The organism is Acinetobacter sp. ANC_7635, from assembly GCF_056779945.1.
In genome coordinates this window covers 17,366-42,400 of sequence record NZ_JBWYIS010000005.1, presented here as the reverse complement: position 1 = coordinate 42,400, position 25,035 = coordinate 17,366, and the positions used below count along the sequence as shown (strand labels likewise).

24 protein-coding genes are annotated in these 25,035 nt (G+C 39.0%); 8 read left to right on the top strand and 16 right to left on the bottom strand.

The genetic code is table 11. The annotated features are described in order from the left end of the window. Positions 1–12 precede the first annotated feature (12 nt). Positions 13–621, top strand: a complete 609-nt coding sequence (gene blhA / locus AC1M89_RS07645; protein ID WP_481591495.1) for a cell division protein BlhA — start codon at positions 13–15, stop codon at positions 619–621. Between the two features lie 109 nt (positions 622–730). After that, entirely contained in the window at positions 731–949 is a 219-nt protein-coding gene (locus AC1M89_RS07640) for a hypothetical protein (RefSeq protein ID WP_481591496.1), read from the top strand. A 44-nt stretch (positions 950–993) separates the two neighbouring features. Here the strand turns inward: AC1M89_RS07640 and AC1M89_RS07635 are convergent, their stop codons facing one another. The 7 genes from AC1M89_RS07635 to glnK form a co-directional block, all read right to left on the bottom strand. Further along, positions 994–1,542 (bottom strand): VTT domain-containing protein, encoded by a 549-nt coding sequence (locus AC1M89_RS07635; RefSeq protein WP_180028159.1) that lies wholly within the window; start codon positions 1,540–1,542, stop codon positions 994–996. A 111-nt stretch (positions 1,543–1,653) separates the two neighbouring features. Further along, positions 1,654–2,313 carry a riboflavin synthase gene (locus AC1M89_RS07630; RefSeq protein WP_092767353.1) on the bottom strand — a complete coding sequence of 220 codons (660 nt, stop codon included), beginning with the start codon at positions 2,311–2,313 and terminating at the stop codon, positions 1,654–1,656. Positions 2,314–2,341: 28 nt separating this feature from the next. Continuing rightward, positions 2,342–3,634, bottom strand: coding sequence for a DNA adenine methylase (locus tag AC1M89_RS07625; protein WP_180028158.1), 1,293 nt, complete (start codon positions 3,632–3,634; stop codon positions 2,342–2,344). Then, complete coding sequence (ribD, locus tag AC1M89_RS07620; protein ID WP_481591497.1) at positions 3,631–4,728, bottom strand: bifunctional diaminohydroxyphosphoribosylaminopyrimidine deaminase/5-amino-6-(5-phosphoribosylamino)uracil reductase RibD; 1,098 nt, start codon at positions 4,726–4,728, stop codon at positions 3,631–3,633. Before ribD ends, AC1M89_RS07625 begins: the two co-directional genes overlap by 4 nt. A gap of 31 nt (positions 4,729–4,759) precedes the next feature. Next, positions 4,760–5,224, bottom strand: coding sequence for a transcriptional regulator NrdR (nrdR, locus tag AC1M89_RS07615; RefSeq protein ID WP_092767359.1), 465 nt, complete (start codon positions 5,222–5,224; stop codon positions 4,760–4,762). 138 nt (positions 5,225–5,362) lie between these two features. Continuing rightward, positions 5,363–6,757: an ammonium transporter gene (locus AC1M89_RS07610; protein WP_481591498.1), complete on the bottom strand. Its 1,395-nt coding sequence runs from the start codon at positions 6,755–6,757 to the stop codon at positions 5,363–5,365. A gap of 58 nt (positions 6,758–6,815) precedes the next feature. Then, positions 6,816–7,154 (bottom strand): P-II family nitrogen regulator, encoded by a 339-nt coding sequence (gene glnK, locus AC1M89_RS07605; RefSeq protein ID WP_004650081.1) that lies wholly within the window; start codon positions 7,152–7,154, stop codon positions 6,816–6,818. Between the two features lie 272 nt (positions 7,155–7,426). Between glnK and AC1M89_RS07600 the strand changes: the two genes are divergently transcribed. Further along, positions 7,427–7,654: an accessory factor UbiK family protein gene (locus tag AC1M89_RS07600; RefSeq protein WP_092767430.1), complete on the top strand. Its 228-nt coding sequence runs from the start codon at positions 7,427–7,429 to the stop codon at positions 7,652–7,654. 89 nt (positions 7,655–7,743) lie between these two features. After that, the gene (locus AC1M89_RS07595) at positions 7,744–9,228 is read left to right on the top strand and encodes a YifB family Mg chelatase-like AAA ATPase (RefSeq protein ID WP_481614090.1); all 1,485 of its coding nucleotides are present in this window, start codon (positions 7,744–7,746) and stop codon (positions 9,226–9,228) included. A 43-nt stretch (positions 9,229–9,271) separates the two neighbouring features. Here AC1M89_RS07595 and AC1M89_RS07590 read toward each other — a convergent pair whose 3' ends face one another. Beyond that, entirely contained in the window at positions 9,272–10,012 is a 741-nt protein-coding gene (locus AC1M89_RS07590; RefSeq protein ID WP_481596094.1) for a TorF family putative porin, read from the bottom strand. A 689-nt stretch (positions 10,013–10,701) separates the two neighbouring features. On the opposite strand from AC1M89_RS07590, the gene AC1M89_RS07585 reads away from it, so the two are divergent. Further along, positions 10,702–12,015, top strand: coding sequence for an OprD family outer membrane porin (locus AC1M89_RS07585; RefSeq protein ID WP_481614089.1), 1,314 nt, complete (start codon positions 10,702–10,704; stop codon positions 12,013–12,015). 101 nt (positions 12,016–12,116) lie between these two features. Here the strand turns inward: AC1M89_RS07585 and ppa are convergent, their stop codons facing one another. Further along, complete coding sequence (gene ppa / locus AC1M89_RS07580; RefSeq protein ID WP_005233448.1) at positions 12,117–12,653, bottom strand: inorganic diphosphatase; 537 nt, start codon at positions 12,651–12,653, stop codon at positions 12,117–12,119. Between the two features lie 121 nt (positions 12,654–12,774). Further along, positions 12,775–13,173: an MAPEG family protein gene (locus AC1M89_RS07575; RefSeq protein WP_035268067.1), complete on the bottom strand. Its 399-nt coding sequence runs from the start codon at positions 13,171–13,173 to the stop codon at positions 12,775–12,777. Positions 13,174–13,273: 100 nt separating this feature from the next. Here AC1M89_RS07575 and AC1M89_RS07570 point away from each other — a divergent pair, with 100 nt between their 5' ends. Then, positions 13,274–13,657 (top strand): hypothetical protein, encoded by a 384-nt coding sequence (locus tag AC1M89_RS07570; protein WP_035268065.1) that lies wholly within the window; start codon positions 13,274–13,276, stop codon positions 13,655–13,657. A gap of 39 nt (positions 13,658–13,696) precedes the next feature. Here AC1M89_RS07570 and AC1M89_RS07565 read toward each other — a convergent pair whose 3' ends face one another. Continuing rightward, a complete protein-coding gene (locus tag AC1M89_RS07565) occupies positions 13,697–15,370 on the bottom strand; it encodes a long-chain-fatty-acid--CoA ligase (RefSeq protein ID WP_481591500.1) in 1,674 nt (557 codons plus the stop codon). Positions 15,371–15,520: 150 nt separating this feature from the next. After that, positions 15,521–17,737, bottom strand: a complete 2,217-nt coding sequence (parC, locus tag AC1M89_RS07560; protein ID WP_481614088.1) for a DNA topoisomerase IV subunit A — start codon at positions 17,735–17,737, stop codon at positions 15,521–15,523. 244 nt (positions 17,738–17,981) lie between these two features. On the opposite strand from parC, the gene AC1M89_RS07555 reads away from it, so the two are divergent. Further along, complete coding sequence (locus AC1M89_RS07555) at positions 17,982–19,712, top strand: hypothetical protein (RefSeq protein WP_481614087.1); 1,731 nt, start codon at positions 17,982–17,984, stop codon at positions 19,710–19,712. A gap of 34 nt (positions 19,713–19,746) precedes the next feature. Here AC1M89_RS07555 and niaP read toward each other — a convergent pair whose 3' ends face one another. The 4 genes from niaP to AC1M89_RS07535 all read right to left on the bottom strand — a co-directional run bounded on the left by niaP (position 19,747) and on the right by AC1M89_RS07535 (position 24,025). Beyond that, positions 19,747–21,066 (bottom strand): niacin transporter NiaP, encoded by a 1,320-nt coding sequence (gene niaP, locus AC1M89_RS07550; RefSeq protein ID WP_481608930.1) that lies wholly within the window; start codon positions 21,064–21,066, stop codon positions 19,747–19,749. A 143-nt stretch (positions 21,067–21,209) separates the two neighbouring features. Further along, entirely contained in the window at positions 21,210–21,854 is a 645-nt protein-coding gene (locus AC1M89_RS07545) for a trimeric intracellular cation channel family protein (RefSeq protein WP_035268119.1), read from the bottom strand. A 61-nt stretch (positions 21,855–21,915) separates the two neighbouring features. Next, positions 21,916–22,383, bottom strand: coding sequence for a YchJ family protein (locus tag AC1M89_RS07540; protein ID WP_481589185.1), 468 nt, complete (start codon positions 22,381–22,383; stop codon positions 21,916–21,918). Between the two features lie 55 nt (positions 22,384–22,438). Further along, positions 22,439–24,025, bottom strand: a complete 1,587-nt coding sequence (locus tag AC1M89_RS07535) for a TerC family protein (protein ID WP_035268121.1) — start codon at positions 24,023–24,025, stop codon at positions 22,439–22,441. A gap of 349 nt (positions 24,026–24,374) precedes the next feature. Between AC1M89_RS07535 and AC1M89_RS07530 the strand changes: the two genes are divergently transcribed. After that, a complete protein-coding gene (locus AC1M89_RS07530) occupies positions 24,375–25,001 on the top strand; it encodes an LOG family protein (protein WP_481591504.1) in 627 nt (208 codons plus the stop codon). The last annotated feature ends 34 nt before the right edge of the window (positions 25,002–25,035 follow it).

The window sequence follows — 25,035 nt, the reverse complement described above, 5'->3', positions numbered from 1 at the left end:
AGGAGAATCACGGTGGCCATTAATGTCGGTCAAGATTTTAAAAAACGTTGGTTGAAAGCGCCAGAAGCGGTTCGCCAAGCTTTTATCGACGACCTTAATCGCATCAGTGATTTACTCGAACCTCAAACTCAACCAGAGCAATGGCTAGACCATGATAATCGTGCCCAGCAAGTGGCTCAATTAAAGGTTGAACAGGCTTATGCGGATGAAAAAGCACGATTAATTGAAGAAGCTCGTATTCGTAAGCAATTGGCTTTAGAAAAATCATTAGCAGAAAAACGTGCACTGCAAGAGGCTTATAATCAAAAGCTTCTACAAGATGAATATCTTAAATTTCAACAACAAACCGATTCGCTCGTACAGTTACGACAAGTGATTGATGCAGAAATCGATGAATATACTGAAAAATACCAAAAAGTGACTACACCCCATCGGGACTTTTCAGGAAACTCTCCTGCGCATTTATCAATTCATCAAGATTTAGATACGATTCGTTTACGTCTCGAGCTTGAAGCTGAAACCATGATTGAAGATGCCGTACAAATCTTTAAATCAAAACTTCAAGCAGCAGCAAAAGAAGAGATCGAACTTATTTTAAAAAATACATCTCTACCTTCTTAGAGGCTCGAACGGTGGATGCTTAGTGTCATCAAAATGAAACATATTTGTCACACCATGAATGTAATTTAAATGCTCTCTGCGATTTGACGGACATGAGGAAAGTATCACCATGGATCTTTTAAACAACATCTCTGAACGAATCACTCATTTGAAATCTGGCGAACATGTCACGATCAGTGCTCAAGAACTATTGATTAGTCGAGCAGATTTTCAATCGGTTTTAGTGTATTTAAAACATGAGTCGAAAAGAGGCGACTTTTTAATTCAAGATGAAGATTTGGTAGAGAATTGGTTTGATCGCACATCACTCACCATTAATAAAATTTAAAAGAGCCCACTGAGGGCTTTTTTTATCAGGTTTGAAGTATCAATTTAAGCAAAAAAATCTAAAACGGCTGAGAATATATTTCCCATGCCATACCCCATACCTAGTAAAAGTGCGATCCAAATCCAAGCACCAATAATATTGTAAAACATGAAACTGCTATAGCTCATATATCCAGAGCCAGCAGCGAATGGAGCAAAAGAACGTACAAAAGGGATGAAGCGCGCAATTAAAATGGTCTTACCACCATGTTTTTCGAAATAAGCATTCGTTTTGGCAATATACTCAGGTTTTAACCAACGTGAGTGGTCGCTAAAATATTTAATACCAAGCCATCGCCCTGTATAGAAATTGAGAATATAACCAAGGACTGAGGCGATAAATAATAACAATCCCATATAGTGCAAATGAATCAACTCAGTGGTCGAACATAAAGCCCCGATGGCGATGAGCAAACTGTCCCCAGGTAAAAAAAACATGAAAACGGAACCATTTTCCGCAAATATCACTAAAAATAAAATTGCGTAAATCCATACGCCATATTGCTCTAATAAACTAGGTAAAAGCTGCTCTAAATGCAGTAAAAAATCAATCATTCTGAAGTTCTCTGAGCATGTTGCTTTCTCCTTTAGATAGATTGTATACCTAATTTATTTAAACAAAAAAACAGCCTAAAAATTTAGGCTGTTTTCTATTTTAATCATTTTTTAACGTAAAAAGCCATTCTGTGCTAAAAATTCCATGCTTAATTTAGACTCAGGTTTATGTTCAGCAGCCTTATCCCCAAGCAATAAACGTTCAATATATCGTGCAAGTACATCGACTTCTAAGTTTACTTTAGTCCCGACTTTCCACGTACTAATATTGGTCCGCTCTGCAGTATGAGGAATAAGATTTAAACTCAACACATTGCCACGTAGATGATTGATTGTAAGACTAATTCCATCAACTGTAATGGAACCTTTCTCCGCTAAATATTTTGCAATTTCAGGCGGGGCCGTTACCTCAAAATAGAGTGAACGTGCATCTTGACGTTGCACCGTAATTTCACCAACTACATCTACATGTCCACTAACAATATGACCACCAAAGCGAGTTGTTGGTAACATCGCTTTTTCTACATTGACGGTTTGCCCAACCTTCCAACTCGATAAAGTTGTACGATGAATACTTTCAAGTGACACATCTGCTTCGTACCATTGATTGCCCCATGCAATAACAGTTAAGCAGATGCCATTAGTCGCAATAGAATCACCCAAGTGAACATCAGACATATCAAGATCAGTCTGTATACGCAAGCGGATATCACCACCTACATTTTGTAAACTTTCGACTTTTCCTAAACTTTCTACAATGCCTGTAAACATAATGGGTACTCTTAAATTTGTTCTATTTTTACCATAAATCCAATTGTTCAGCGACGCCTGTAGTATCAACTCCACCCAATTCAGCATAGTGGTGTAACTGACCAAGTAACTGTCGAATTGGCGGTCCTGATTTTGCGTGCGTGTCGGTAATGACGATAAACTCAAGAACGCGCGCACGCTCAGACTGACGCTGCTTACTCACACGATATCTTGGAACATCTTGAGTCAAAATTGTGACTCGTCCACGCTCTAAATTCGCTTTAAGTAAATCGCCAGCCTCAATATTTCCATCCGTTGAATAGCTGGTCAAAATATAGCGTGCATTAATGGTTTGCAAAAGCTTTTCATACGCTTCTTTGGCATGTTTAGAAGAATTGTATGGGCTTGGTCGTTCTTTACGCCAAGCACGGTCGATTCCACTCTTGAAACCCTTAGTATCTGGACTTGGTAAATCTACCTGATCCCATAAAGTCAAAGCATTCAATACATGATAGTTGCTACTATACGCATGCTGATTATAGGGTGGATCCAAATATGCCACATCGACTTCGAAACCACTCATTTGGTTTGCTAAGTGTTGAGCATCCACACACCACATTTCAGCTGCTGGGCCTGTCAGATTTGAATTTTCACAAAAACGACTTGGGGTCAGCCATAGTAATGATTCAATTCGCTCTAAAGCCGTCTGAGTTTTACCGCCCCAGCCGTGATGGAAACTCTTAAATACGCCTGACGTATTACTCACAAAACTTGCTGAATACAATAAAGGTGCAAGTAAAGCGCTCATTTCCACATCATCAATTGCACCTTGAGCTTGCCAGGTTGCAATTTGTTGACGAATTGCATCAATGCGCATGCCATTTCGACGTTTGAAAAATAAACGGTCTCGTGAAGGATCATAGATCTCATCATTACGAGGACAAAGATTGTGTGTTACCCATCCTTTGACCTCAGGCAAGCGATTAAGATAATCAATTGCTTTCTGATATCCGCCTAATTCTTTAAAAGCAGGAGCTTCAGTACATGATAATATGGCATGATTGAGTGCGTGGCTGTAAGGCTCCCAATCATTAGCTATTACTCGGTAGCCATTTTGACGAGCCAAACGAGAAACCACACCACTCCCAGCAAAAAAGTCCGCAAAGATAGGCGCTCGACCTGAACTCGTATTCAAAGTTCCAGTGCTTTCTAATGCCTCAAGAATCAAATGTAATAAACGACGCTTGTTGCCTAAATAAGGCACAAGTTGATTAAACAAATACTCATCTGTCGTACGTGCTGCATGGCGACGTTTATGATAAACCGTTGACTCTGTACTCATAGCGACTCTTGATCAGGGATTAATTTTAAACGGATGTCATCACCTAACTGAGTTACATCTTGAAGTTTAAAACGGAGTTGTTCTGTCATTTGTTTAAATTCAGCATTAAACATTGGACGAGCTGATTGACCTAATAGTGTAGGCGCAATATAACTAATCAATTCGTCTACCAAATTTTCCTGCAAAAATGCAGTAGATAGGGTTGCACCAGCTTCCACCATCACATCATAGATTTGAAAATCTTTTAAGACTTTTAGCAACTCAACTAAGGGCTGAACTTCGAATTGAATCACGCCAAGTTGTGCAAGCTCTGCTCGAAATGGCCCCATGACCATGACAGTATCAGGATTCTCTAACACTTTAGCATCTAAAGGTAAGCGACCTTGACGATCTAAAATCACACGTTTAGGCTGCACAACTCGTTCTAATTGAATATTCGGTAGAGCTCTAACATTCAACTGACAATCATCAGCCAACACTGTTTCAATACCCGTGATCACTGCACCAGAAATTGCACGCCAATGTTGAACATCCTGACGTGCCAATTCACCTGTAATCCACTTCGACTCCCCTGAAGCCATTGCTGTACGACCATCGAGACTCGACGCGACCTTTAAACGTACATAAGGTAATCCCTTAGACATAGCTTTAAAGAAGCCTAAGTTCAAAGGACGCGCTTCCAACTCACAGATCCCGACTTCAACGTCTATACCTGCTTGTTGTAGGATAGCCACACCTTTACCAGCAACCAATGGATTAGGGTCTGAACAAGCCACTATCACTTTTGCAATGCCCGCTTCGACCAAACCTTTAGCACAAGGAGGAGTACGACCATAATGCGCACAAGGTTCTAATGTGACATACGCGGTTGCACCCTGTGCTTGCTCCCCTGCTTGACGAAGTGCAAACACTTCGGCATGTGGTTGCCCAGCTTGGGGGTGAAAGCCTTCACCAATAATCTGTCCGTCTTTGACAATGACACAACCTACATTAGGATTTGGTTTTGTCGAATATTGACCTTTCTTCGCCAATGCTATTGCACGACGCATCCACATTTGATCTTGATCGATCTTTTGTTGCGAGAACTCAGACATTCATAACCTTGAAGTTGAATTTGGGGCGAGATTAATGTTCTTGATCTCGGTGTTGCATTTGTTCGATTTGACGGCGGAACGCTTCTACATCTTGGAAATCTTGATATACAGATGCAAAACGTACGTATGCGACATGATCGAGTGCAAATAAAGCCTTCATTACAATTTCGCCTATAGTACGCGAACGCACATCACGTTCACCTAGTCGACGAATTTGAAGTTGAATATCACTGACCACCGCTTCAATTTGTTCTTGTGTCACAGGACGTTTTTGTAAAGCATGCATGAGTGAACGACGAAGTTTCGCTTCATCATAAGGTTCGTTTTTACCATCGGACTTGGTGACACGAGGCATCACCACTTCAAAACTTTCAAAAGTAGTAAAACGCTCATTACAACTAATACATTCACGACGACGACGAATTTGGCAGCCTTCAGCAGCTAAACGTGAATCAATCACCTTACTATCAGCGGCGTTGCAAAATGGACAATGCATAGCAGTTTAATTGAACAAATTCTATTTGCACCAAGTGTATCAAAAAATTCTGCTCATGTTGAGCTTTCATCAATATATAGAAAAAAAACAGCCCCAAAGGGCTGTTTCACACTATATATTGATTGTTGAGTTTAATCGTTATTCAACACGCTCACCATGTTGACTTAAATCCAGACCCATACGCTCATCGTCTGATTCAACACGAATACCGATGATTAAATCAATGACTTTTAAGATGATGAATGTCAGGATTGCTGAATAAGCGATTGTTGCAAGAACACCTTCAACTTGTACCCATAATTGGCTTAATACGTTTGTAGGTGCTGCATCGCCCATGATGAACTCACTTGCAAAGAATGCGGTTAGAATTGCGCCAACGATACCACCAACACCGTGAAGTCCAAAGGCATCTAATGAGTCATCCGCTTTCAATGCACGTTTTAATGCTGTAATACCCCAGAAGCATACGACACCACCAATTAAGCCCATCGCTAAAGCACCACCTACTGTCACGAATCCAGCAGCTGGCGTAATCACAACCAGGCCAGCTACCGCACCTGATGCGGCACCCAACACAGAAGCTTTGCCACGAACCACTTTTTCAGTGATTAACCATGAAATGGCAGCAGCGGCAGCAGCAACTTGAGTTACTACCAATGCATAACCTGCTGAACCATTTGCACCTAATGCAGAACCACCATTGAAGCCAAACCAGCCGACCCAAATTAAACTCGCACCAATGACAGTCAATGTAAGGTTATGTGGTGCCATTGATTCTTTGCCTAGCCCCATACGCTTACCAAGCATATACGCCGCAACTAAACCAGCAACACCTGAGTTAATATGAACAACAGTACCACCTGCAAAATCAAGTGCACCATCGTTACCTAACCAACCACCACCCCATACCCAATGTGTAATAGGAGCATAGACAACCACCACCCAAATTGCGATAAACGCAACAAAAGCACTGAATTTCATACGCTCAGCAATAGAACCACTGATAATGGCAACGGTAATGATTGCAAATGTCATCTGGAAGATGACAAATAAAATTTCTGGAATTGTTCCACTCAATGCTTCTGTAGTGATACCAGACAACATAAATTTATCTAGACTTCCAATAAAGGCATTACCTTCACCAAAAGCAAGTGTGTAGCCAACCACTACCCAAGCGATACTGACCACCGCAGCAGCGACAAAGCTGTGTGCCATGGTACTTAAGACATTTTTTTTACGTACCATACCGCCGTAGAACAGCGCTAAACCAGGAATGGTCATGAGTAAAACGAGTGCAGTTGAAACTAAAATCCAGGCAGTGTCACCCGTATCAAGAACTGCCGCTTCTTCAGCAGGAGCTTCTTCTGGAGCTGCTGGTAATGTTTCAACCAAATTAGAATCTGTAGATGAAGCCTCAGTTTCAACAACTGCTACTTCAGGAGAGGTCGGTTCTGACACTGCTTCTTCAGCCCATGCGACAGAACCACCTAAGAGTGCGCCAGACAAGCTCAGCGCCATTAGCATTTTTTTCATTCGTATCCCCCAACCTAGTTTTTTGAGTTATTCGCTACTCAGCAAACTTCATGCCAAATTAAACTGCGTCAGCACCAGTCTCACCAGTACGGATACGGATAACTTGTTCTAGATTCGTCACGAAAATTTTTCCGTCACCAATTTTGCCAGTACTAGCCACACGTGTAATTGATTCAATCACTGAATCAACCATTTCGTCACTGATTGCGATTTCAATTTTTACTTTAGGTAAAAAATCAACCACATATTCAGCACCACGATAAAGTTCAGTATGACCTTTTTGACGACCAAAACCTTTTACTTCAGTTACGGTGATCCCTTGAACGCCAATTTCAGAGAGTGCTTCACGCACGTCATCTAATTTGAATGGTTTTACAATTGCTGTTACGAGTTTCATGTTGTTTTCCTTCGGCTTTTTTCACCAGTAAGGTTTTATGTTCAAATTTCATGCCAAACTTCATAATGGTTGGGGATATTAATCAGCTAGCATGAACTTATTTATAACCTATTTTATACGCCTACACGGTCTTATGTTCTAAAAATATTGGGAATTTTGATGGATTTTTTTTATGTTGTTATTGGTTTAACCTATGAAATGTAGTTAACACTAGGGTCAAACCAAAACGAATGTTAAACTTCAATGTTGACGACTTATTATCCGGAAGAACTATGATTGAAACTTTATTACAGGCAATCTTAGAACAGGTTGACCAACCCAAAAAAGATTTAGAAAAAAATGTGAGAGCGTTGTTAAACGAAGCGATTAGTAAAATGGATTTGGTTTCTAAAGAAGAAATCGAGCGTCAGAAAACTGCACTAAACAATGCCAATTTGCGTTTAACAGAACTTCAAACGCAATTAAAATCATTAGAAAGCTTAATTTCCGATCAAAAATAAGCAACATTGCACCAATACAGTGCTTAAACACAAAGTTAGTGATTAAAAATAAAGCAATTCTAAAAATAATATAATAATGGTTCAGTTTTATGTCATTTGCCAAAATTTATACCCGAGGTCTTCTTGGTTTACATGCACCACTGATTGAAGTCGAGGTTCATGTCAGCCAAGGATTACCTTCACTCACCATTGTAGGTCTTCCAGAAGCTGCTGTTCGAGAAAGTAAGGATCGTGTCCGTTCTGCAATCATTAATAGCGGTTTTCAATTTCCAACCAAACGGCTGACGATCAATCTAGCCCCAGCTGATTTACCCAAAGATAGTTCAAGGCTTGATTTACCTATTGCTTTGGGGATTTTAATCGCTTCTGGGCAACTACATGATCAAAATATTGACCGTTTTGAATTTATAGGTGAATTGGCACTCGATGGTCTGTTAAGGCCTGTAACTGGAACTTTGACTATCGCAATGGCATGTCAAACCGCAGGTCATGAGTTAATGATTCCTGTGAGTAATTTGGATGATGCAGCCCTTCTTCCCAATTTTGAGGTGTATACAGCCAAATCATTAAAAGATGTTTGCCAACACTTTGATCAATCGAGTCCAATTCAACCCATATTAGTGAATAAAACGATCCAACCTCAAATAAATCGATTTGATCTCGCTGATGTCAAAGGTCAATTACGTCCAAGACGCGCCTTAGAAATTGCAGCAGCTGGTGGACATTCTATTTTATTTAAAGGCCCGCCAGGCACTGGTAAAACACTGCTTGCCTCAAGATTGTCTGGCATCTTGCCCCCATTAACCAATCAAGAACACTTAGAGGTCGCAAGTATTTACTCCATTGCAAATACACCTTATCAATTTGGTCATCGCCCCTTTAGAGCGCCACATCATACGGCATCCGCTGTGGCCTTGGTTGGTGGTGGATCACACCCTCGACCAGGTGAGATCACCTTAGCCCATTTAGGTGTACTTTTTCTCGATGAATTACCTGAGTTTGACCGAAAAGTCTTAGAAGTATTGAGGCAGCCTCTTGAGTCGAAAGAAATCGTAATTTCAAGAGCATCAAGACAAATTACTTTTCCAGCTAATTTTCAATTTGTCGCTGCAATGAATCCATGTCCATGTGGATACGCCTTCAATCAAGATAGCCGTTGTCAATGTTCACCTGAATCAATTAAGCGCTATCAAAATCGAATTTCTGGCCCTCTACTAGATCGGATTGACTTACATATTGATGTGCCACCTTTACCTCCCCAAGACATGCAAAGCACTACACCGATGGAGAATTCTGAAACCGTCAGAAAACGTGTGATTCAGGCCTATGAGTTGCAAATTCAACGACAAGGTGTGACAAATCAAAATCTAAGTTCTCAACAGCTTGATCAAGTGGCTCAACTAGATGATTCTGCAAAAAAGATTATCGCTATGGCTCAGCAACGTTTGAATTTATCAGCACGTTCTTACCACCGAATCTTACGTGTCGCTCGTACAATTGCTGACTTAGCGAGTTCTGAACATATACAAACAGCTCACTTAACCGAAGCACTCTCTTATCGTAAACAGGAATAAAAAAAGCGACTCAGTTGAGTCGCTTTTTTTATTTGAGTTGAGTTTAGAAGCTATAACCCAATGCTAATACCATTTTATTCTTTAAATTGTTTCCATAACGATCATCACCACCAATAATATAATTCATGCTTGCTGTGACACCTGTTTCCCCTAAAGCTTTACTTAGACCAATATCAAAGTGACGGAAATTAAAACTTTCTGACTCTGGTGTTTCTGCAACATACTTACCGTCTTTTTCATAAACATATAAACCCAAAGCTGTGTCCAAGCTAAAATCGTTTGGTAGAGGATAACTATATGTAGCTTTTAAATATGTGTCTCCAGCGTTCCCCCAACCTGTATCTTCCAACAAAGTTTGAGCAGTTACTCCAACATCTTTGTAATTCAGACCAAGTAATAATTCAAAGCCATCATAAACTGACGTTTCAACGTCATAATAATAGTAATAAGTTGTACCTACAGTAAAACCAGTGTTTTCATTGATTGAACCGTTGTAACCCACATAAAAATTATTTTCCATTGGATTGGTAGTACCGTAAGCATCTGTACCTAACGTAGATGTCCACCACCCTGCGTACAATCCAGAACTATGGCTATAGTCTAATCCACCTTGTAATGTAGCTTCAGTATTTTCAGGAGCTGCCGTATTACCACGCAATATATAACTTGATAAAACACTGATATTACCCGATACAGAATGCGGTGAAGTTGGTGCCTCAGCAAAAGAAAATGTTGATGCAGATGCTACAACTGCTAGACCCAATGCTTGAATTGCTAATTTCATATTTATGTTCCCCCCACATCATGATTAGATGCTTTTTCGGTTTATTTGTTGAACTCATATGTGAATTAGCAATAGCTATGCCAAAGTTAAAGGTATCTAGATACAAAGGAATTAAAACAACGAGATAAAATAATTTAAAGTAATGATTTTATTAATATATTTATTTAAATTTCTTATTTTCAAAAATATTCAAAGCAATTTTTTTTGACGATCCACTTGAGTTAAAGGCATATCTTTTTAGATTACACATTCATTTACAAGATGCATCATTTTAAGGCTATTTTTTAAACAAATTTAAAATTGGAGTATCAATTTAGTGCGGCATGAAAAGCCAATGATGTCTGAACCACATTAAAATTAAATGAAAATGAACTGAATAAATATCATTCTTATTTAAAATCCTTTATTCATCCTTATTTACTTCTGATGTTACAAAAAAAAACGTGCCATATTGACTAAATTAAAAAAAAAAAAGAATATCAGGTTAAAAATAAATATATGTTATTAATAGTTAAATTTAATTTTATAATAATTTTAATCTTTAATAATTCACAACTTAGTTTAATTTATATACTTTTTGCTTATGACTTTAGGTGCGAAATTGTGAATAATAGAGCCAATTTTGTTATACATTACGTATACAAATACTAAACATTAACCATAATCATTTTGTATGAGGCTCTCTCCCAATGCAAAAATTCCAAAAACTAAGCTTAGCAGTTCTTATTCAAACTGCTTTAATTTCTACTGCATTTGCGAGTGAGCAAAGTGAGTCAAAGGGATTCGTAGAAGATGCTGAAGGATCAGTATTATTCCGTACAGGTTTCTTGCATCGTGATAAAAAGAACGGTGTCGAAGATACCAGCTCAGCAGCTCAAACAGCCATGGTTAAAATTGAGTCTGGTTTCACGAAAGGTATCGTTGGTTTCGGTGTTGGTGTTATTGGTGATGGGTCTTTCAAATTAGGTGATAATGCCCATACCGGTAATGACATGATTCCAGTCGATAATAATGGTCATGCTTATGATCATTGGGCAAGAGGTGGTGCTTTCATCAAAGCTCGTATGTCGAACACCACAGCTACTTATGGGACTCAGATTTTAGATTTACCTGTTCTTGCAAGTAATACAGCTCGTTTGGTACCTGAATATTACACTGGCTTGTTAATCCAAAGTAATGAAATCGATAATTTGACTTTGGTTGCTGGTAAATTTACTGAAAACCAACGTTCTAGTCAAATCAATACCGATGGAAATGAATTAGATCGCGCGGTTGTTTGGGGCGCTAAATATAACTTTGGTGATGCTCTCAATGCGTCTTATTATGGTACAGACATGAAAGATCGTTTAGAACGTCACTATGTGAATGCCAACTATAGTTATGCCGTGGCTAAAGGTAAGTTGACTCACGATTTCAGTGCATATCGTACTGAATGGGATGCTGCACCAAATAATACGGCATATACTTATTCTCATACTTCAAATGATTTCAATAACTTAAGCAATAATATTTGGGCAATTTCAACAACTTACAATACTGGTCCACACAATGTAATGCTTGCTTACCAACAAAATACAGGTAATACAGGTTATGACTATGGTTTGGGCAAAGGTGTTGGTGATGGCCATCAAACGATTTATATGCCTAACTCGTATTTATCTGATTTTATTGGTAATGATGAAAAATCCCTACAGCTACAATATACCTATGATTTTGGTGCATTAAATGTTCCTGGCCTGTCATGGACTTCGGCATTTGTTTATGGATGGGATATTGATGTATCTGCAGGGGGTACTGACCGCTCAGTATTGCTAACCAATGATGCACAGGAACGTGAATTCTTTAATCAAGTGAAATATACAGTCCAATCTGGTTTTGCTAAAGATGCAAGCTTACGTGTTCGTCACTCTTACTACCGTGCAAGTGATGAATATCAAAGCGCTTATATCGGCGACACCAACGAATGGCGTATTTGGTTAGACATTCCCGTGAAATTATTCTAATTTTCAACTAAAAAGATCAATAAAAAAACCTGCACTTTGTGCAGGTTTTTTATAAAAGCTACAAGATCAAAGTTTGTAGCTTTATTTATACATCAGGCAAATTATTTGTTTGCTTCTGCATAAGCAGCAATTGAGCTTAACACTTCTTGTTTAGCAACATCTGCACCTTCCCAACCACTTAACTTGACCCACTTACCTGGCTCTAAGTCTTTGTAGTGTTGGAAGAAATGTTCAATTTGACTAATCAATAAAGGAGGAAGGTCAGTATATTCTTGAACATCTTTATAGATTGGCGTTAATTTATCGTGTGGTACAGCGACAAGTTTCGCATCAACACCACCATCATCTTCCATATTTAATTTACCCACTGGACGGCAACGGATAACCGAACCTGGTTCTACAGGATGTGGAGTAACAACTAATACGTCTAATGGATCGCCATCAAGAGATAATGTATTTGGTACATAACCGTAGTTTGCTGGGTAGAACATTGCAGTACCCATGAAACGATCTACGAAAAGTGCATCTGAATCTTTATCAATTTCATATTTAATTGGTGCTGCATTTGCAGGGATCTCGATAATTACATAGATATCGTTTGGTGCATCTTTACCTGCAGGGATATTACTGTAGCTCATAGCAAACTCTTTACTGTCAGTGTTCATTAAAATGGGGTTGATTATAACGCTTTATTCAGCAATCATCATTCGATTATACAAGCTGAAGATGTATTTTAGGTATGGTGTTAGTCTGTTTTTCTTAGAGCAATCGAATAATTAATAAAAGCAATAAGATCGGACAAAGCATTGATAAGAACCAAACAATTGATCTAAGGGTCGCCCAATTACATAAATAACAAATCCCATAGATGATTCGTAAGACGATATACGCCGAACCTAATAGAATCACCAATTGTTGTTGAACAACCATATACTCAGCCATCAAAACTGCCGCAATAAATAATGGCAAACTTTCAAAGCTATTTTGCTGAGCTGCATTTGCTCGAGCCGCTAAGCCTGTGGTTTTAGACATGAATTCACGCGGATTTTGATTATCCTGCCCTTTAAAACCACCTGCAATTTTAGCAATGACTGTAAATAAATAAGGGAGTAAACAAGCAATTAAAATAAGGTAAATAACACCTTCAATACCGTGCATGGATTTCAGTCCAATGATTTAAGCTGGTTTTATCTTAGCATGATGTTTGTGCGATAATTTTAGTTAAATTATTTTGTTTATTAAAATTCTGAGTAATGGCATGACCAATTCTGACCAAAAAAAGTTATTTGATGTTCTCGAGTTACAAAAGCAACATCAAAAACGTGTCGATCGTGTGCTTTATATCGTTCTTCCGATTATGGCTTTCTTGATCAGCGTAATTTGTGCCAATATGAATTGGCAATCGACTCTCGGCACATTGCTGGTTCTCATCATCGCCTTTATCGCGGTGGGGATTAAACGAGCGAATAAATGGATCTGGCTGAGCATTATTTCAGTATATAGCTTAGTTGATATTTACTTCAGTTATTCAGGACAGTTACCGAGTTCTGCTGTAGGACGTCATTTAGGTACAATGCTGACATTCACATTTATTATTGCAACAGCGCGACCTTATATCGACCGTTGGCTAATGAAAGAATAAATTAAAAAAAGCGCCTTACGGCGCTTTTCTGAATTTGAATTATTTGCGTAAATCTTTACGAAGGATTTTACCGACATTCGATTTTGGCAATTCATCCATGAATTCAACATAACGAGGACGCTTATATCCTGTTAAGTTTTCTTTCGCAAAAGCTAATACTTCTTCTGTTGTTAATGATGGATCTTTCTTCACAACAAACAGCTTAGGCACTTCACCTGATTTTTCATCAGCTACACCAATCGCTGCAACCTCAAGTACTTTAGGATGTGTTGCAATCACTTCCTCGATTTCAGATGGGTATACGTTAAAGCCTGATACCAAGATCATATCTTTCTTACGATCAACAATCTTGAAGTAACCACGAGCATCCATGATACCGATATCACCAGTACGGAAGAAACCATCTGCGGTCATCACCTTAGCTGTTTCATCTGGACGGTTCCAATAGCCTTTCATGACTTGAGGACCACGGATTGAAATTTCACCTTGCTCACCTTGTGGAACTTCATTGCCATCGTCATCCAAGACAGCGACATCCGTTAAAGGTAATGGGATACCAATCGTACCGCTAAACTCTTCAGATGCCGGTGGGTTTGCCGTTGCAATAGGTGAAGTTTCAGAAAGACCATAGCCTTCAATAATATTTGTACCTGTGATTTTTTTCCAAGCTGCAGCAGTTGAAGGCAATACAGCCATACCACCACCCATCGCCATTTTTAATTTGCTATGGTCAAGTTGTTTGAATTCTTCATTATGAACGAGTGCGTTGAATAAAGTATTCACTGCTGGGAAGAAACCAGGCTGATATTTGCGTAGCTCTTTAATGACTGCAGGGAGATCACGAGGGTTAGGAATCAGTACGTTTGCTTGACCCTTGTACATACCATAAAGTGCACAAACCATGAATGCAAAGATATGATATAGCGGTAATGCACAGAAAATGCGATCGTCGCTCGCACCATCTTGAGCACCAAATTTAGATTGGAAAATACCATCTGCTTGCATTAAGTTTGCAACAAGGTTGCGATGTGTTAATTCCGCACCTTTTGATACGCCTGTTGTACCACCTGTATATTGCAATACAGCAGTGTCGCTCAACGTTGTTGCTGGACGCTTATAATGTGCAGTACTGCCTTTAGACATCGCAGTCGTGAATTTCACATGTCCTGGGATACTCCAAGCTGGAATTTGCTTACGCACTTTACGTAAAACAAAATTCACGAGTGTACCTTTTAAGGTACCTAACATATCACCTACTGTCGCCACGATCACATGCTTAACTGGCGTTTTACCAAGAATTGATTGATAAACAGAAGCGAAGTTTTCAATAATCACAAGCGCTTCAGTGCCTGAGTCATTCAGTTGATGCTCAAGTTCACGAGCTGTGTAAAGTGGGTTCACGTTGACAAGAACTAAGCCCGCACGGAATACACCAAGTGCCACTACTGGATATTGCAGTACGTTTGGCATCATGACCGCTACGCGAGAACCTTTTGCTAAACCAAGGCTTTGAAGATAGGCTGCAAATTGACGGCTCGCCGTATCAAGTTCATTGAACGTTAATGTTTTATCCATAAAGATAAAAGCATCACGCGAACCAAATTTCTGGAAGTTTCTCTCAAAAATATCAACAAGAGAGGTATTTTCTGGTGGTAACTCTACTGTTTGTGGAATTCCAGTTTTTTGGTATTCAGCGAACCAAATCTTTTCCATAATGCCATATTCTCCAATTAGTAATACTTGGTTTTAAACTCTTCTTTTCGATAATGTATTGAGCATCTTATTTAATTTATTGCTCAATAAAGCATCCATAACCATAAATACATTTCATATATAACGTATTTTGTCGACTAGATGCTAGCTTTATCTTTGAATGAAGAGTTTATTTGCTTTTTGATAACCTCGTGGTAATACCTGCCCTTTTGAAGCACGTTTACCGATGTATTTCAGCAGATCATCACCTTTTAATTTCAATTGTTGTTGTCCAGCAACGACCTGAAGCACATCATCCAAGTTAAGTGTTGTCATAGACACAATGCGTTCCTTTGCATCCAACTGCATCAATTTATTACCTTTTCCTTTATTGAGCATTGGTAACTCTGTCAGCTCTGTCAGTAATAATCGTCCAGAACTGCTGAGTACAGCGATATGTGTACCATCAATTTGTTGCAATGGCATTGCGCTTGCATCATCTGCAAGCGTTAAAAACGCTTTACCCGCTTTAGCATTGGTGTCCAATTGTTTCGCTTGTGTTTTAAAACCATATCCTTTGGAGCTGATCGCTAATATTTCCACCTCATCTTCAGCAATCAGAATTTGTTGGAAATTTACTCCATTTGCTGGCGATAATTTCGAGCTTAATGGTTCACCTAAGCCGCGCGCTGAAGGTAATCCTGTAATTGGTAATGCGTAACTTCGACCAGATTGATCTAATACATACACTTTTTGATTAGATTTACCTTGTGCATGACTTAAATATTGATCTCCTGCACGGAAATTGACTTTATCTAGATCGATCTCATGTCCTTTCGCACAACGAATCCAACCCGCTTCCGATAAAATGACAGTGACAGGATCAGCTGGCATCAAATCTTGTTCACTAATCGCGGTCGCTTCTTCACGCTGAACAATTGGAGATCGGCGATCATCACCAAACTTTTTCGCATCTTCTTTTAATTCTGAAATGATCAGATTTTTTAAAGATTCAGGATTCGCCAATTGCTCTCGAATCACGGCTGCTCGAGCTTCAAGCTCTTCTTGTTCACGGCGAATTTCCATTTCTTCGAGACGCGCCAAATGACGTAATTTAAGCTCTAGAATGGCTTCGGCTTGAATTTCATCAATACCGAAATGTGACATTAAGACTTCTTTCGGATGATCTTCCTCACGAATAATGCGAATTACCGTATCAATATCTAAATACGCAATTAAAAGTCCCGCCAGAATATGTAGACGTTTTTCAATTTTATTCAAATGGTATTGCAAACGTCTCGTCACAGTCGTTTTACGAATTTCAATCCATTCCAATAAAATACGACGGATTGATTTTACTTGTGGACGACCATCAGCACCAATCATGTTCATATTGACGCGGTAGCTCGACTCAAGATCGGTCGTGGCAAATAAATGGCTCATGACCGCATCTGCATCGATACGATTTGAACGCAAGACAATTACCAAACGTGTTGGACATTGATGATCTGATTCATCTCGTACATCACTTACCAACGGTAATTTTTTTGCCTGCATTTGATCAGCAATTTGGCTGATAATTTTAGAGCCAGAAACCTGATATGGTAATTCACTGATGACAATTTCATTTTTTTCAACCGAATATACCGCACGCATGCGATAACTGCCGCGCCCAGTGCTTTGTAATTTCAGTAATTCATCAGCAGGTGTAATAATTTCTGCTTGAGTCGGTAAATCTGGACCAGGAATATATTCAGCAACTTTTTCATCAGACAAATTCGGGTTACGAATCAGTGCAATTGTACCCTTAACAACTTCCCGTAAATTGTGTGGTGGAATATCTGTTGCCATTCCCACCGCAATTCCCGTCGTACCATTTAAAAGAATATTCGGTACGCGTGCTGGTAAATTTACAGGCTCTTTTAATGAACCATCAAAGTTATCTTGCCAGTCGACAGTTCCTTGACCTAATTCACAGAGCAGGACTTCACTATATTGTGATAGTTTGGCCTCGGTGTATCGCATTGCAGCAAACGACTTTGGATCATCTGGTGATCCCCAGTTGCCCTGCCCTTCAATAAATGGATAACGATAACTAAATGGCTGTGCCATTAAGACCATTGCTTCATAACAAGCAGAATCACCATGCGGATGATATTTACCTAAAACATCACCAACTGTACGTGCTGATTTTTTGGGCTTACCACTATGCTTTAGACCAAGCTCGCTCATCGCATATACGATACGCCGTTGTACAGGTTTTAATCCGTCACTAATATGAGGCAATGCACGATCCATAATCACGTACATGGCATAGTTTAGGTAAGCTTGTTCTGTAAATTCTGCTACAGAACGATTCTCTGTCGCTTGGTGCGCAAGGCTTGTCATTGAATCGTGAAATCCTAATGAATGAATAGTTTAAGGGTGTATGCTAGTCTCCCAAACTGCGAAGAACAAGCAAGGTTGGATACTTTGTAAAGATAAAATAACAAAAAAAAGGCCAGTTGGTTTTATTTCATTTTAAATTGGACTTTTTTCTTGTATCCAATTAATTTTATTGAATATACAATAATCAAAACACAACTTTATAACAAATGATTTTACATACGCTCATCGTATGAACGGAACAAACATGCATAATTACATTCCTTATGATCTTCGCTCAAAATTATTTCAAATTGACCCTAATCTAGATGTTCATTGGCAAACGCGTTTAAAAAATATTTTTAATAGTGTTCCCGCACCAATACAAGGTCTGATACAGGAACAATTCCTGACTGCGAAGAATATTTACTGGGATCAACATCGACAATCATTCTCTTTTAAGGGCATTGTTGGTCTTCAGGATTTAAGCAGTCATTTAATCTCACCGAAAATGCGCACTTTGGCTGAAAAGATCGCAGCCACTTTAGAAACGCTGAAATCATATCAAGACGTAATTAAAATCGCCGATTACTTAGAAACTGTACAAAATCAAATTGATCGTATTGAAACAGAAGAAGATCAAAGTTTTCTTAGAGATAAACAACTCCTACGAAAAACTTTTTTATATGATGCTGCAAATATCATCAAAACACTCGACTTAAATGTTCCTGATAATTGCCGACATTTAACAGCTGAAGAAATTCGTACTTTTATTCTTGAAGTTCATATTAAACATCAAATTTTAGGCTATTGGTTCAAAACCATCCTCCCGAGACAACTGAAGCAAATTAGCCATCCATTATTCCAAGACTTTATTATTCAAGAACAAAAAATTCGTGATTTTGATGTGATTGAAAGCAGTCAGTATTTATATCTGGTCGCGACCATTCATGACTTTAGACAGAACCCATATTCTATCCGCCGCTTTTTAATGGAAGAAAAGCTAGGTCTTGAAGATCGAGTTTACCTAAATGGCGTGGTGTTGGATAAGAAATGTTTAAATGATCCAAGTTATTTAGAACAATTTAAATGGCAAGTCAGTCGAATTATTACGATTCAACGACAGATCACGACTCCTATTTTGGATCTGATGGAAAAATTTCATAACGTCAATTTTGATCTGTTATTACCGTTACTCAAAAAACCGCTCGATGCCTCTGGATTTTCAGTCGAACAAGTCATTAACGAGCGCCTTTTAGATTTCGAAAAAGCTTTAACTCTTGAGATCTTGCAACCTTGTCAATATGCACTGCGTCATTCAATTCGTCACCCTGATGAGTTTGATTATTGTTTTATCAGTATGCATCGTCTGTTCTCTGATATTGCGAGTTTTTATAAAGACTTTTCAAGTGAACCCATTATCGCCTTCAATACTCAAGCTCAAATTTTCGAATATAAAATTTTATCCTATTTAAAATTGATGGAAAAAAGACGACATACTATTTTTGTGAGTTTAGACGCAGAGTCTTATGCGGCAAGTCATAGCAAATCTCAAGCAGCGATTGAGCAAGTTAAAACAATTATTGCCGATGCTCTAGACCAACATAAAGTCAATCAAATTGCTTTCAATCAGAAAAAAAGAGAACTCGAAAGCCAATCAAACAAAGGATTCTTTCAAAAAATGTTTGATAAAACTGAAAAGTTAAAATCGGATCTTGAAGCGCTTAAATTGGCTGGAATTAATAATCGACGAATTGCATATTTAGATCTCGTGAAAGTGCCCAAAAAACATGATGAAACGACGGTGTACCTTGAGTTTGAAAGTTTGATTTCAATTAATCAGACTGAGCGTCACTATGCTTTTGTCAATGGCGACAATGGGGTATCAGCTTTGCCTATTTTAATTCAACTCCCTGAAGATAAAGAAAAATTCAATCTTCAGCAAGTGTCGAACACATTACATTTTGACTTAACTAAAGCACGTCAAAAATGGGTCTAAAAAAGAGGAGCTTAGCTCCTCTTTTTTCACAGATTTACATCCCCATAGACTCAAGTGTCTTACCTTTGGTTTCCTCACCGAGCACCAAGATCACGGCTGCAACTGCCAATAATACAGCGGTAAACATCATAAATACTTGGCTAAATCCATTTGAAGCCACCATCATATGGGTAACCACTAAAGGTGCAACAATCCCACCAATACGCCCAATTGCTGCTGCCCATCCTGATCCGAAAGCACGAATATTTGCAGGATATTGTTCAGGCGTGTAGGTATATAAAACGCCCCATGCACCAAGATTAAAGAATGACATCAAGCATCCCCAGAACATGATCATCGCTACGGTATCAGCCTGCCCAAAGAAATATGCTGATACTGCACACATTGCAATAAAGCCTGAAAGCGTCGCTTTACGCCCTAACTTTTCGACGAGCCATGCCGCGACAATATAACCTGGCAATTGTGCTAAAATCATCCCGAGAACATATTCAAAAGACTGCACAATGGTATATCCCTCTTTGACTAAAAGACTTGGTAACCACGTGAAAATACCGTAATACGAATAAACAATCCCAAACCAAATTAACCACAACATTAAACTGCGCTTTGCGAAACCGGTTGACCATAACTGACCAAAACTGACATTTGAATGTGTTGAAACTGGTTTCACTTCAATTTTTTCGATGACTTCGACACCACACTGTCGCTCGATTTTTTGCACAATCGCGTGCGCTTCATCAATACGACCTCGATTGATCAAGTAAGGAATAGATTCCGGAACTTTTTTTAGAATAACGAAGACATAAAGTGCAGGCAAACCACCCAATAAAAATGCAACATGCCAATCAAATTTAGGGATGACGAAATAAGAAACCAGTGCAGCACATAACCAGCCTAGCCCCCAGAAGCTTTCAAGTAACACAATAAAGCGACCACGAACATGGGCTGGAATGTATTCACTCACTAAAGTTACGGCAACTGGTAACTGTCCGCCTAAGCCTAAACCCACAATAAATCTAAAGATTAATAACCATGTTAAATTTGGTGCGAAAGCACAAAGGGCTGTTGCGATGCTATAAATGACCAATGTTGTAGCAAATACTGCTTTACGTCCGATTCGATCCGCCAGTCCACCAGAGAATACTGCACCTATCGCCATTCCCACAAAGCCGATGGATACAACCCAACCTTTTTCAGCAGGCGTCATTTGCCAGTCTTCAGCCATCTTCGCCAAGATAAAGGAAATTAGTCCAGTATCCATTGCATCAAACATCCAGCCTAATCCAATCACCCACAACAAGGTGTAGTGAAATTTACCAATAGGTAAACGCTGTATTCGTGAGATTAAATCCATAGCATGCTCTCTGTGAGGAGTGATTTAAATACAACCAATGACAATCGCTGTTTTCTCAACACTGCTTATTTTTATTTTCTAAAGAACCATATAAAAATGACCGATCACATTATCGGCCATTTTGAAAGATGAGTGTAAAAAGTTTAATTTACATCTTTAGATGACGCCGACTGTTCATCATCATCTTTATAAATAAATTTTGGCATTTCAAGGCCAAAGTAAATTGCGATACAACGCAATGTGAAACCAAAAACAAGAGTAGAAATAATGGTGATATCTTGTGAAAAACCGACTTCGATACAGCCCCAATAGAAAATGACCGCAACAAAAGAAATACTGGCATAAAGTTCGCGACGGAAGACTAAAGGCACATCGTTACATAAGATATCTCGTAAAATACCCCCTGAAACGCCTGTCAATACACCTGCCACTGCACAAACCACGAAACCCTGTTCCATTTGAATCGCAATTTGACAACCAATAATGGTAAAACCTATCAGACCTAAGGCATCTAGAAGTAAGAATACCGAACGTAGATGTCGCATCCATTTTGCGATAAAAATCGTAAATAATGCTGCACAACATGTAAGTACTAGATATTCAGGATGTTTCACCCAAGTTAAAGGATAGTGCCCTAGCAAAACATCACGAACTGATCCTCCGCCCAAAGCAGTCACACAGGCAATAATAATGACACCAAACCAATCCATACTTCGTCGACCTGCAGACAAGGCGCCTGTCATCGCTTCCGCAGTAATCGCAATAATATAAATAACGGTGAGTAACATTGCCCTACTTCCAAATGAGGGTTTTTAATGCGCAATATTCTAAGTTAATTAAAAATTAATTCTAGAGAAATCGCGCACAACATTGCTTAAATTTTTTTCCTGATCCACAAATACAAGTCTGCTTCATCGTCACAGTTTGATCTGTCGTTGGGTCTAAAAAATACCACTGTCTATTGATGAGTACGAAATTTGAGGTTTCATGATGGACATGTACCTGATCGACATGTTGGTAATGTGCTTTGAATTCAACTTGAGCATGGGTTTTATCCAGACGAGGTAAATGCTGAATAACCTCTAATTTTAACCACTGATTGCTCATCGCCCAATCCCGAATGGCAGCAATGTCTAAATGACTTTGCTGACCTGATGCTGTGGTACTCACAATATAGTCGATTTCATGTTTAGCGAATGCACTATAGCGAGAACGCATGAGCTGTTCAGCACTTTCTGCAACACGCTGACCACGATGTAAAGGTTCACAACAGTGTGTATAAATTCCATGCCCGCAAGGACAATTGAGTTCGGACATCAATATTCCAATAAAAAATAGCACCTAATGAGATGCTATTTTAACTGAGTTTAAATCATTCTGATGGGTCTTGTTTTACGATGGGTACAATATGTACTTTTTCGATTTTATGACCATCCATTGTAACCACCTCAAATAGATACCCTTCTGCTTCAAAGGTTTCTCCATTTTCAGGTAAATGTCCTAAATGGAATAAGATATAACCAGACAGCGTAGAATACTGTTCTGACTCATCAACTAAATCACGATCAAGCAATAATGAAATATGACGAATATCAGTTGAACCCTCGAGCATGAGTGAACCATCCTCTAAGCTTTCAACTGCAGTTTCTATTTCATTTTCGTTCGGGAATTCACCCGCAATCGCTTCTAAAATATCAATCGGTGTTGCAATACCCTCAATGGAACCATATTCATTGAGAACAATCGCCATTTGTAAGGGTGCCTGACGCAATTGATCCATCACCATTAAGACTTGAGCGCTTTCATGGACAATGACAGGCTCTCGAATGTGTTTTTCGAAATTAAAATCGCCTGATTCAATATAGTCATTCAAAACGTTATGCGTGAGCACCACCCCAGCAATATTGTCTAGCTCGCCATGTGCAACGATCAAACGTGAATGTTTCATAGAAAGCACTTGATGTTTAATACTTTCAGGATCGTCATCTAAATCGATCCATTCGAGTTCTGGACGTGGGGTCATTAATGATTTGACTGGTCGCTCAGATAAACCTAATACACCTTGCAACATCACGCTTTGGTATACCGCATTCTCATCCGAGAACATTTCCTCTACCAACGCTTGGGTAGCCAAAACATCATCCGTATTTGCCGATTGAGCATCTGCCGTTTTTGACTTACCACCAAGCATACGAATGACGGCAGAAGCTGTTTTGAAACGTAAATCAGTCGTTGTCACCGTTTTTTCTTGGTTACGGCGCATCAATTGATTTAAAAACTCAATCAGGACAGAGAAACCAATTGCAGCGTATAGATAACCCTTCGGAATGTGGAAGCCTAGGCCTTCGACAACTAATGAGAAACCGATCATCATCAAGAAACATAGACACAGAATCACCACAGTTGGATGCTTATTCACAAAGTCCATGAGGGCTTTAGAGGCCCATAGCATGATTCCTATCGCAATAATTACGGCGATCATCATGACCGAAAGATCTTTGACCATACCGACTGCTGTAATCACACTGTCGAGTGAGAACACTGCATCCAATACCACGATCTGTACAATGACCATCCAAAATGCAGCATGAACAGGATTTTCTTCTTTAACATGAACTTTACTTTCTAGACGTTCATGTAGTTCTAAAGTTCCCTTCATTAACAAGAAAATACCGCCAAAAATCAAAATAAGATCTCGGGCTGAAAACGGATGATCAAAGATATGGAATAATGGATTCGTTAACGTGATAATCCAAGCGATTGACGCCAAAAGGATTAGGCGCATGCCAAGCGCGAGCGTTAAGCCTAAAATTCTGGCTTTATTGCGTTGCTCAGGCGGCAGTTTTTCCGCCAAAATCGCGATAAAGACGAGATTATCAATCCCGAGAACAATTTCTAAAATAATTAAAGTTAAGAGTCCCACCCATGCGGAAGGATCAGACATCCATTCAAAAATCATGAGTTACACTCCCACGTTTCAGGAAGATGGGATTCATTTAAACCAAAGTGATGAGGCAAAGTTATAAATGCAGTATTTAAATTTAGAAAATAAATAATATTTTGTTCTATTGAGCGATGTCGATCACTACTCATATTGATGTATTGGTTGCCGAACAGATTTTCAGTATAGAAAAGATTTTATTGCAATTCACTATTTTTTCGGTGAATCAAGATTGGCTTTATCAATCATTTTGGAATGAAACTACAAAATATTTCAAAAAATTCTTATTTATCTATACAGTTGTCACCTTTCTTGCTTAGATTAAACTGCATGATGAAGTTCATTTAAAAAAGGTGAGTAAATAAATATGAATACAAGCGTTCTTAATAACACCTTAGAGACCGATACATCAGTTAAATCAAAAGCAACTCAATGCCTTATTGCACTTTATTGTGGTTCTCGTTTTGGCAATAATCCTATTTACCAACAAAAAGCCATTGCTTTGGCTGAAAAAATTGCAAGGCAAGGATTTGGCATTGTATATGGTGGTGCAAGTATCGGATTAATGGGACAAGTCGCAGATACAGTCATTGAAAACAATGGTGAAGTTGTTGGTGTTATTCCTGAATTTATGCTTGATTACGAGGTTGCCCATAATCAGTTAACAGAACTTCACGTGGTAAGAACAATGCATGAACGCAAAGCCATGATGGCTGAACGTGCTAGTGCTTTTGTTGCGCTCCCGGGAGGTTTAGGTACATTTGAAGAAATCTTAGAAATCGCAACTTGGGGACAGTTAAATCAACACCAAAAACCAATGATTATTTATAACGTCAATGGATTCTATAATGCCTTGATTGCACAACTCGATCATGCAGTAGAAGAAGGTTTTCTACCTGCTCAACATCGGGCAAAAATCATCGTATGCGAGCATTCACATCAAATCATCAATGCCATCGCAAACATGAAATGCCCTGAACAATTCGTGGTCTAAATTCGACAAGACTTTAAAGCATTACGCATGACGG

Coding starts and splice junctions, on each gene's coding strand:
- AC1M89_RS07640 (WP_481591496.1), top strand. CDS start 731: ATGGATCTTTTAAACAACATCTCTGAACGAATCACTCATTTGAAATCT.
- AC1M89_RS07635 (WP_180028159.1), bottom strand. CDS start 1,542: ATGATTGATTTTTTACTGCATTTAGAGCAGCTTTTACCTAGTTTATTA.
- AC1M89_RS07630 (WP_092767353.1), bottom strand. CDS start 2,313: ATGTTTACAGGCATTGTAGAAAGTTTAGGAAAAGTCGAAAGTTTACAA.
- AC1M89_RS07625 (WP_180028158.1), bottom strand. CDS start 3,634: ATGAGTACAGAGTCAACGGTTTATCATAAACGTCGCCATGCAGCACGT.
- ribD (WP_481591497.1), bottom strand. CDS start 4,728: ATGTCTGAGTTCTCGCAACAAAAGATCGATCAAGATCAAATGTGGATG.
- nrdR (WP_092767359.1), bottom strand. CDS start 5,224: ATGCATTGTCCATTTTGCAACGCCGCTGATAGTAAGGTGATTGATTCA.
- AC1M89_RS07610 (WP_481591498.1), bottom strand. CDS start 6,757: ATGAAAAAAATGCTAATGGCGCTGAGCTTGTCTGGCGCACTCTTAGGT.
- glnK (WP_004650081.1), bottom strand. CDS start 7,154: ATGAAACTCGTAACAGCAATTGTAAAACCATTCAAATTAGATGACGTG.
- AC1M89_RS07600 (WP_092767430.1), top strand. CDS start 7,427: ATGATTGAAACTTTATTACAGGCAATCTTAGAACAGGTTGACCAACCC.
- AC1M89_RS07595 (WP_481614090.1), top strand. CDS start 7,744: ATGTCATTTGCCAAAATTTATACCCGAGGTCTTCTTGGTTTACATGCA.
- AC1M89_RS07590 (WP_481596094.1), bottom strand. CDS start 10,012: ATGAAATTAGCAATTCAAGCATTGGGTCTAGCAGTTGTAGCATCTGCA.
- AC1M89_RS07585 (WP_481614089.1), top strand. CDS start 10,702: ATGCAAAAATTCCAAAAACTAAGCTTAGCAGTTCTTATTCAAACTGCT.
- ppa (WP_005233448.1), bottom strand. CDS start 12,653: ATGAGCTACAGTAATATCCCTGCAGGTAAAGATGCACCAAACGATATC.
- AC1M89_RS07575 (WP_035268067.1), bottom strand. CDS start 13,173: ATGCACGGTATTGAAGGTGTTATTTACCTTATTTTAATTGCTTGTTTA.
- AC1M89_RS07570 (WP_035268065.1), top strand. CDS start 13,274: ATGACCAATTCTGACCAAAAAAAGTTATTTGATGTTCTCGAGTTACAA.
- AC1M89_RS07565 (WP_481591500.1), bottom strand. CDS start 15,370: ATGGAAAAGATTTGGTTCGCTGAATACCAAAAAACTGGAATTCCACAA.
- parC (WP_481614088.1), bottom strand. CDS start 17,737: ATGACAAGCCTTGCGCACCAAGCGACAGAGAATCGTTCTGTAGCAGAA.
- AC1M89_RS07555 (WP_481614087.1), top strand. CDS start 17,982: ATGCATAATTACATTCCTTATGATCTTCGCTCAAAATTATTTCAAATT.
- niaP (WP_481608930.1), bottom strand. CDS start 21,066: ATGGATTTAATCTCACGAATACAGCGTTTACCTATTGGTAAATTTCAC.
- AC1M89_RS07545 (WP_035268119.1), bottom strand. CDS start 21,854: ATGTTACTCACCGTTATTTATATTATTGCGATTACTGCGGAAGCGATG.
- AC1M89_RS07540 (WP_481589185.1), bottom strand. CDS start 22,383: ATGTCCGAACTCAATTGTCCTTGCGGGCATGGAATTTATACACACTGT.
- AC1M89_RS07535 (WP_035268121.1), bottom strand. CDS start 24,025: ATGATTTTTGAATGGATGTCTGATCCTTCCGCATGGGTGGGACTCTTA.
- AC1M89_RS07530 (WP_481591504.1), top strand. CDS start 24,375: ATGAATACAAGCGTTCTTAATAACACCTTAGAGACCGATACATCAGTT.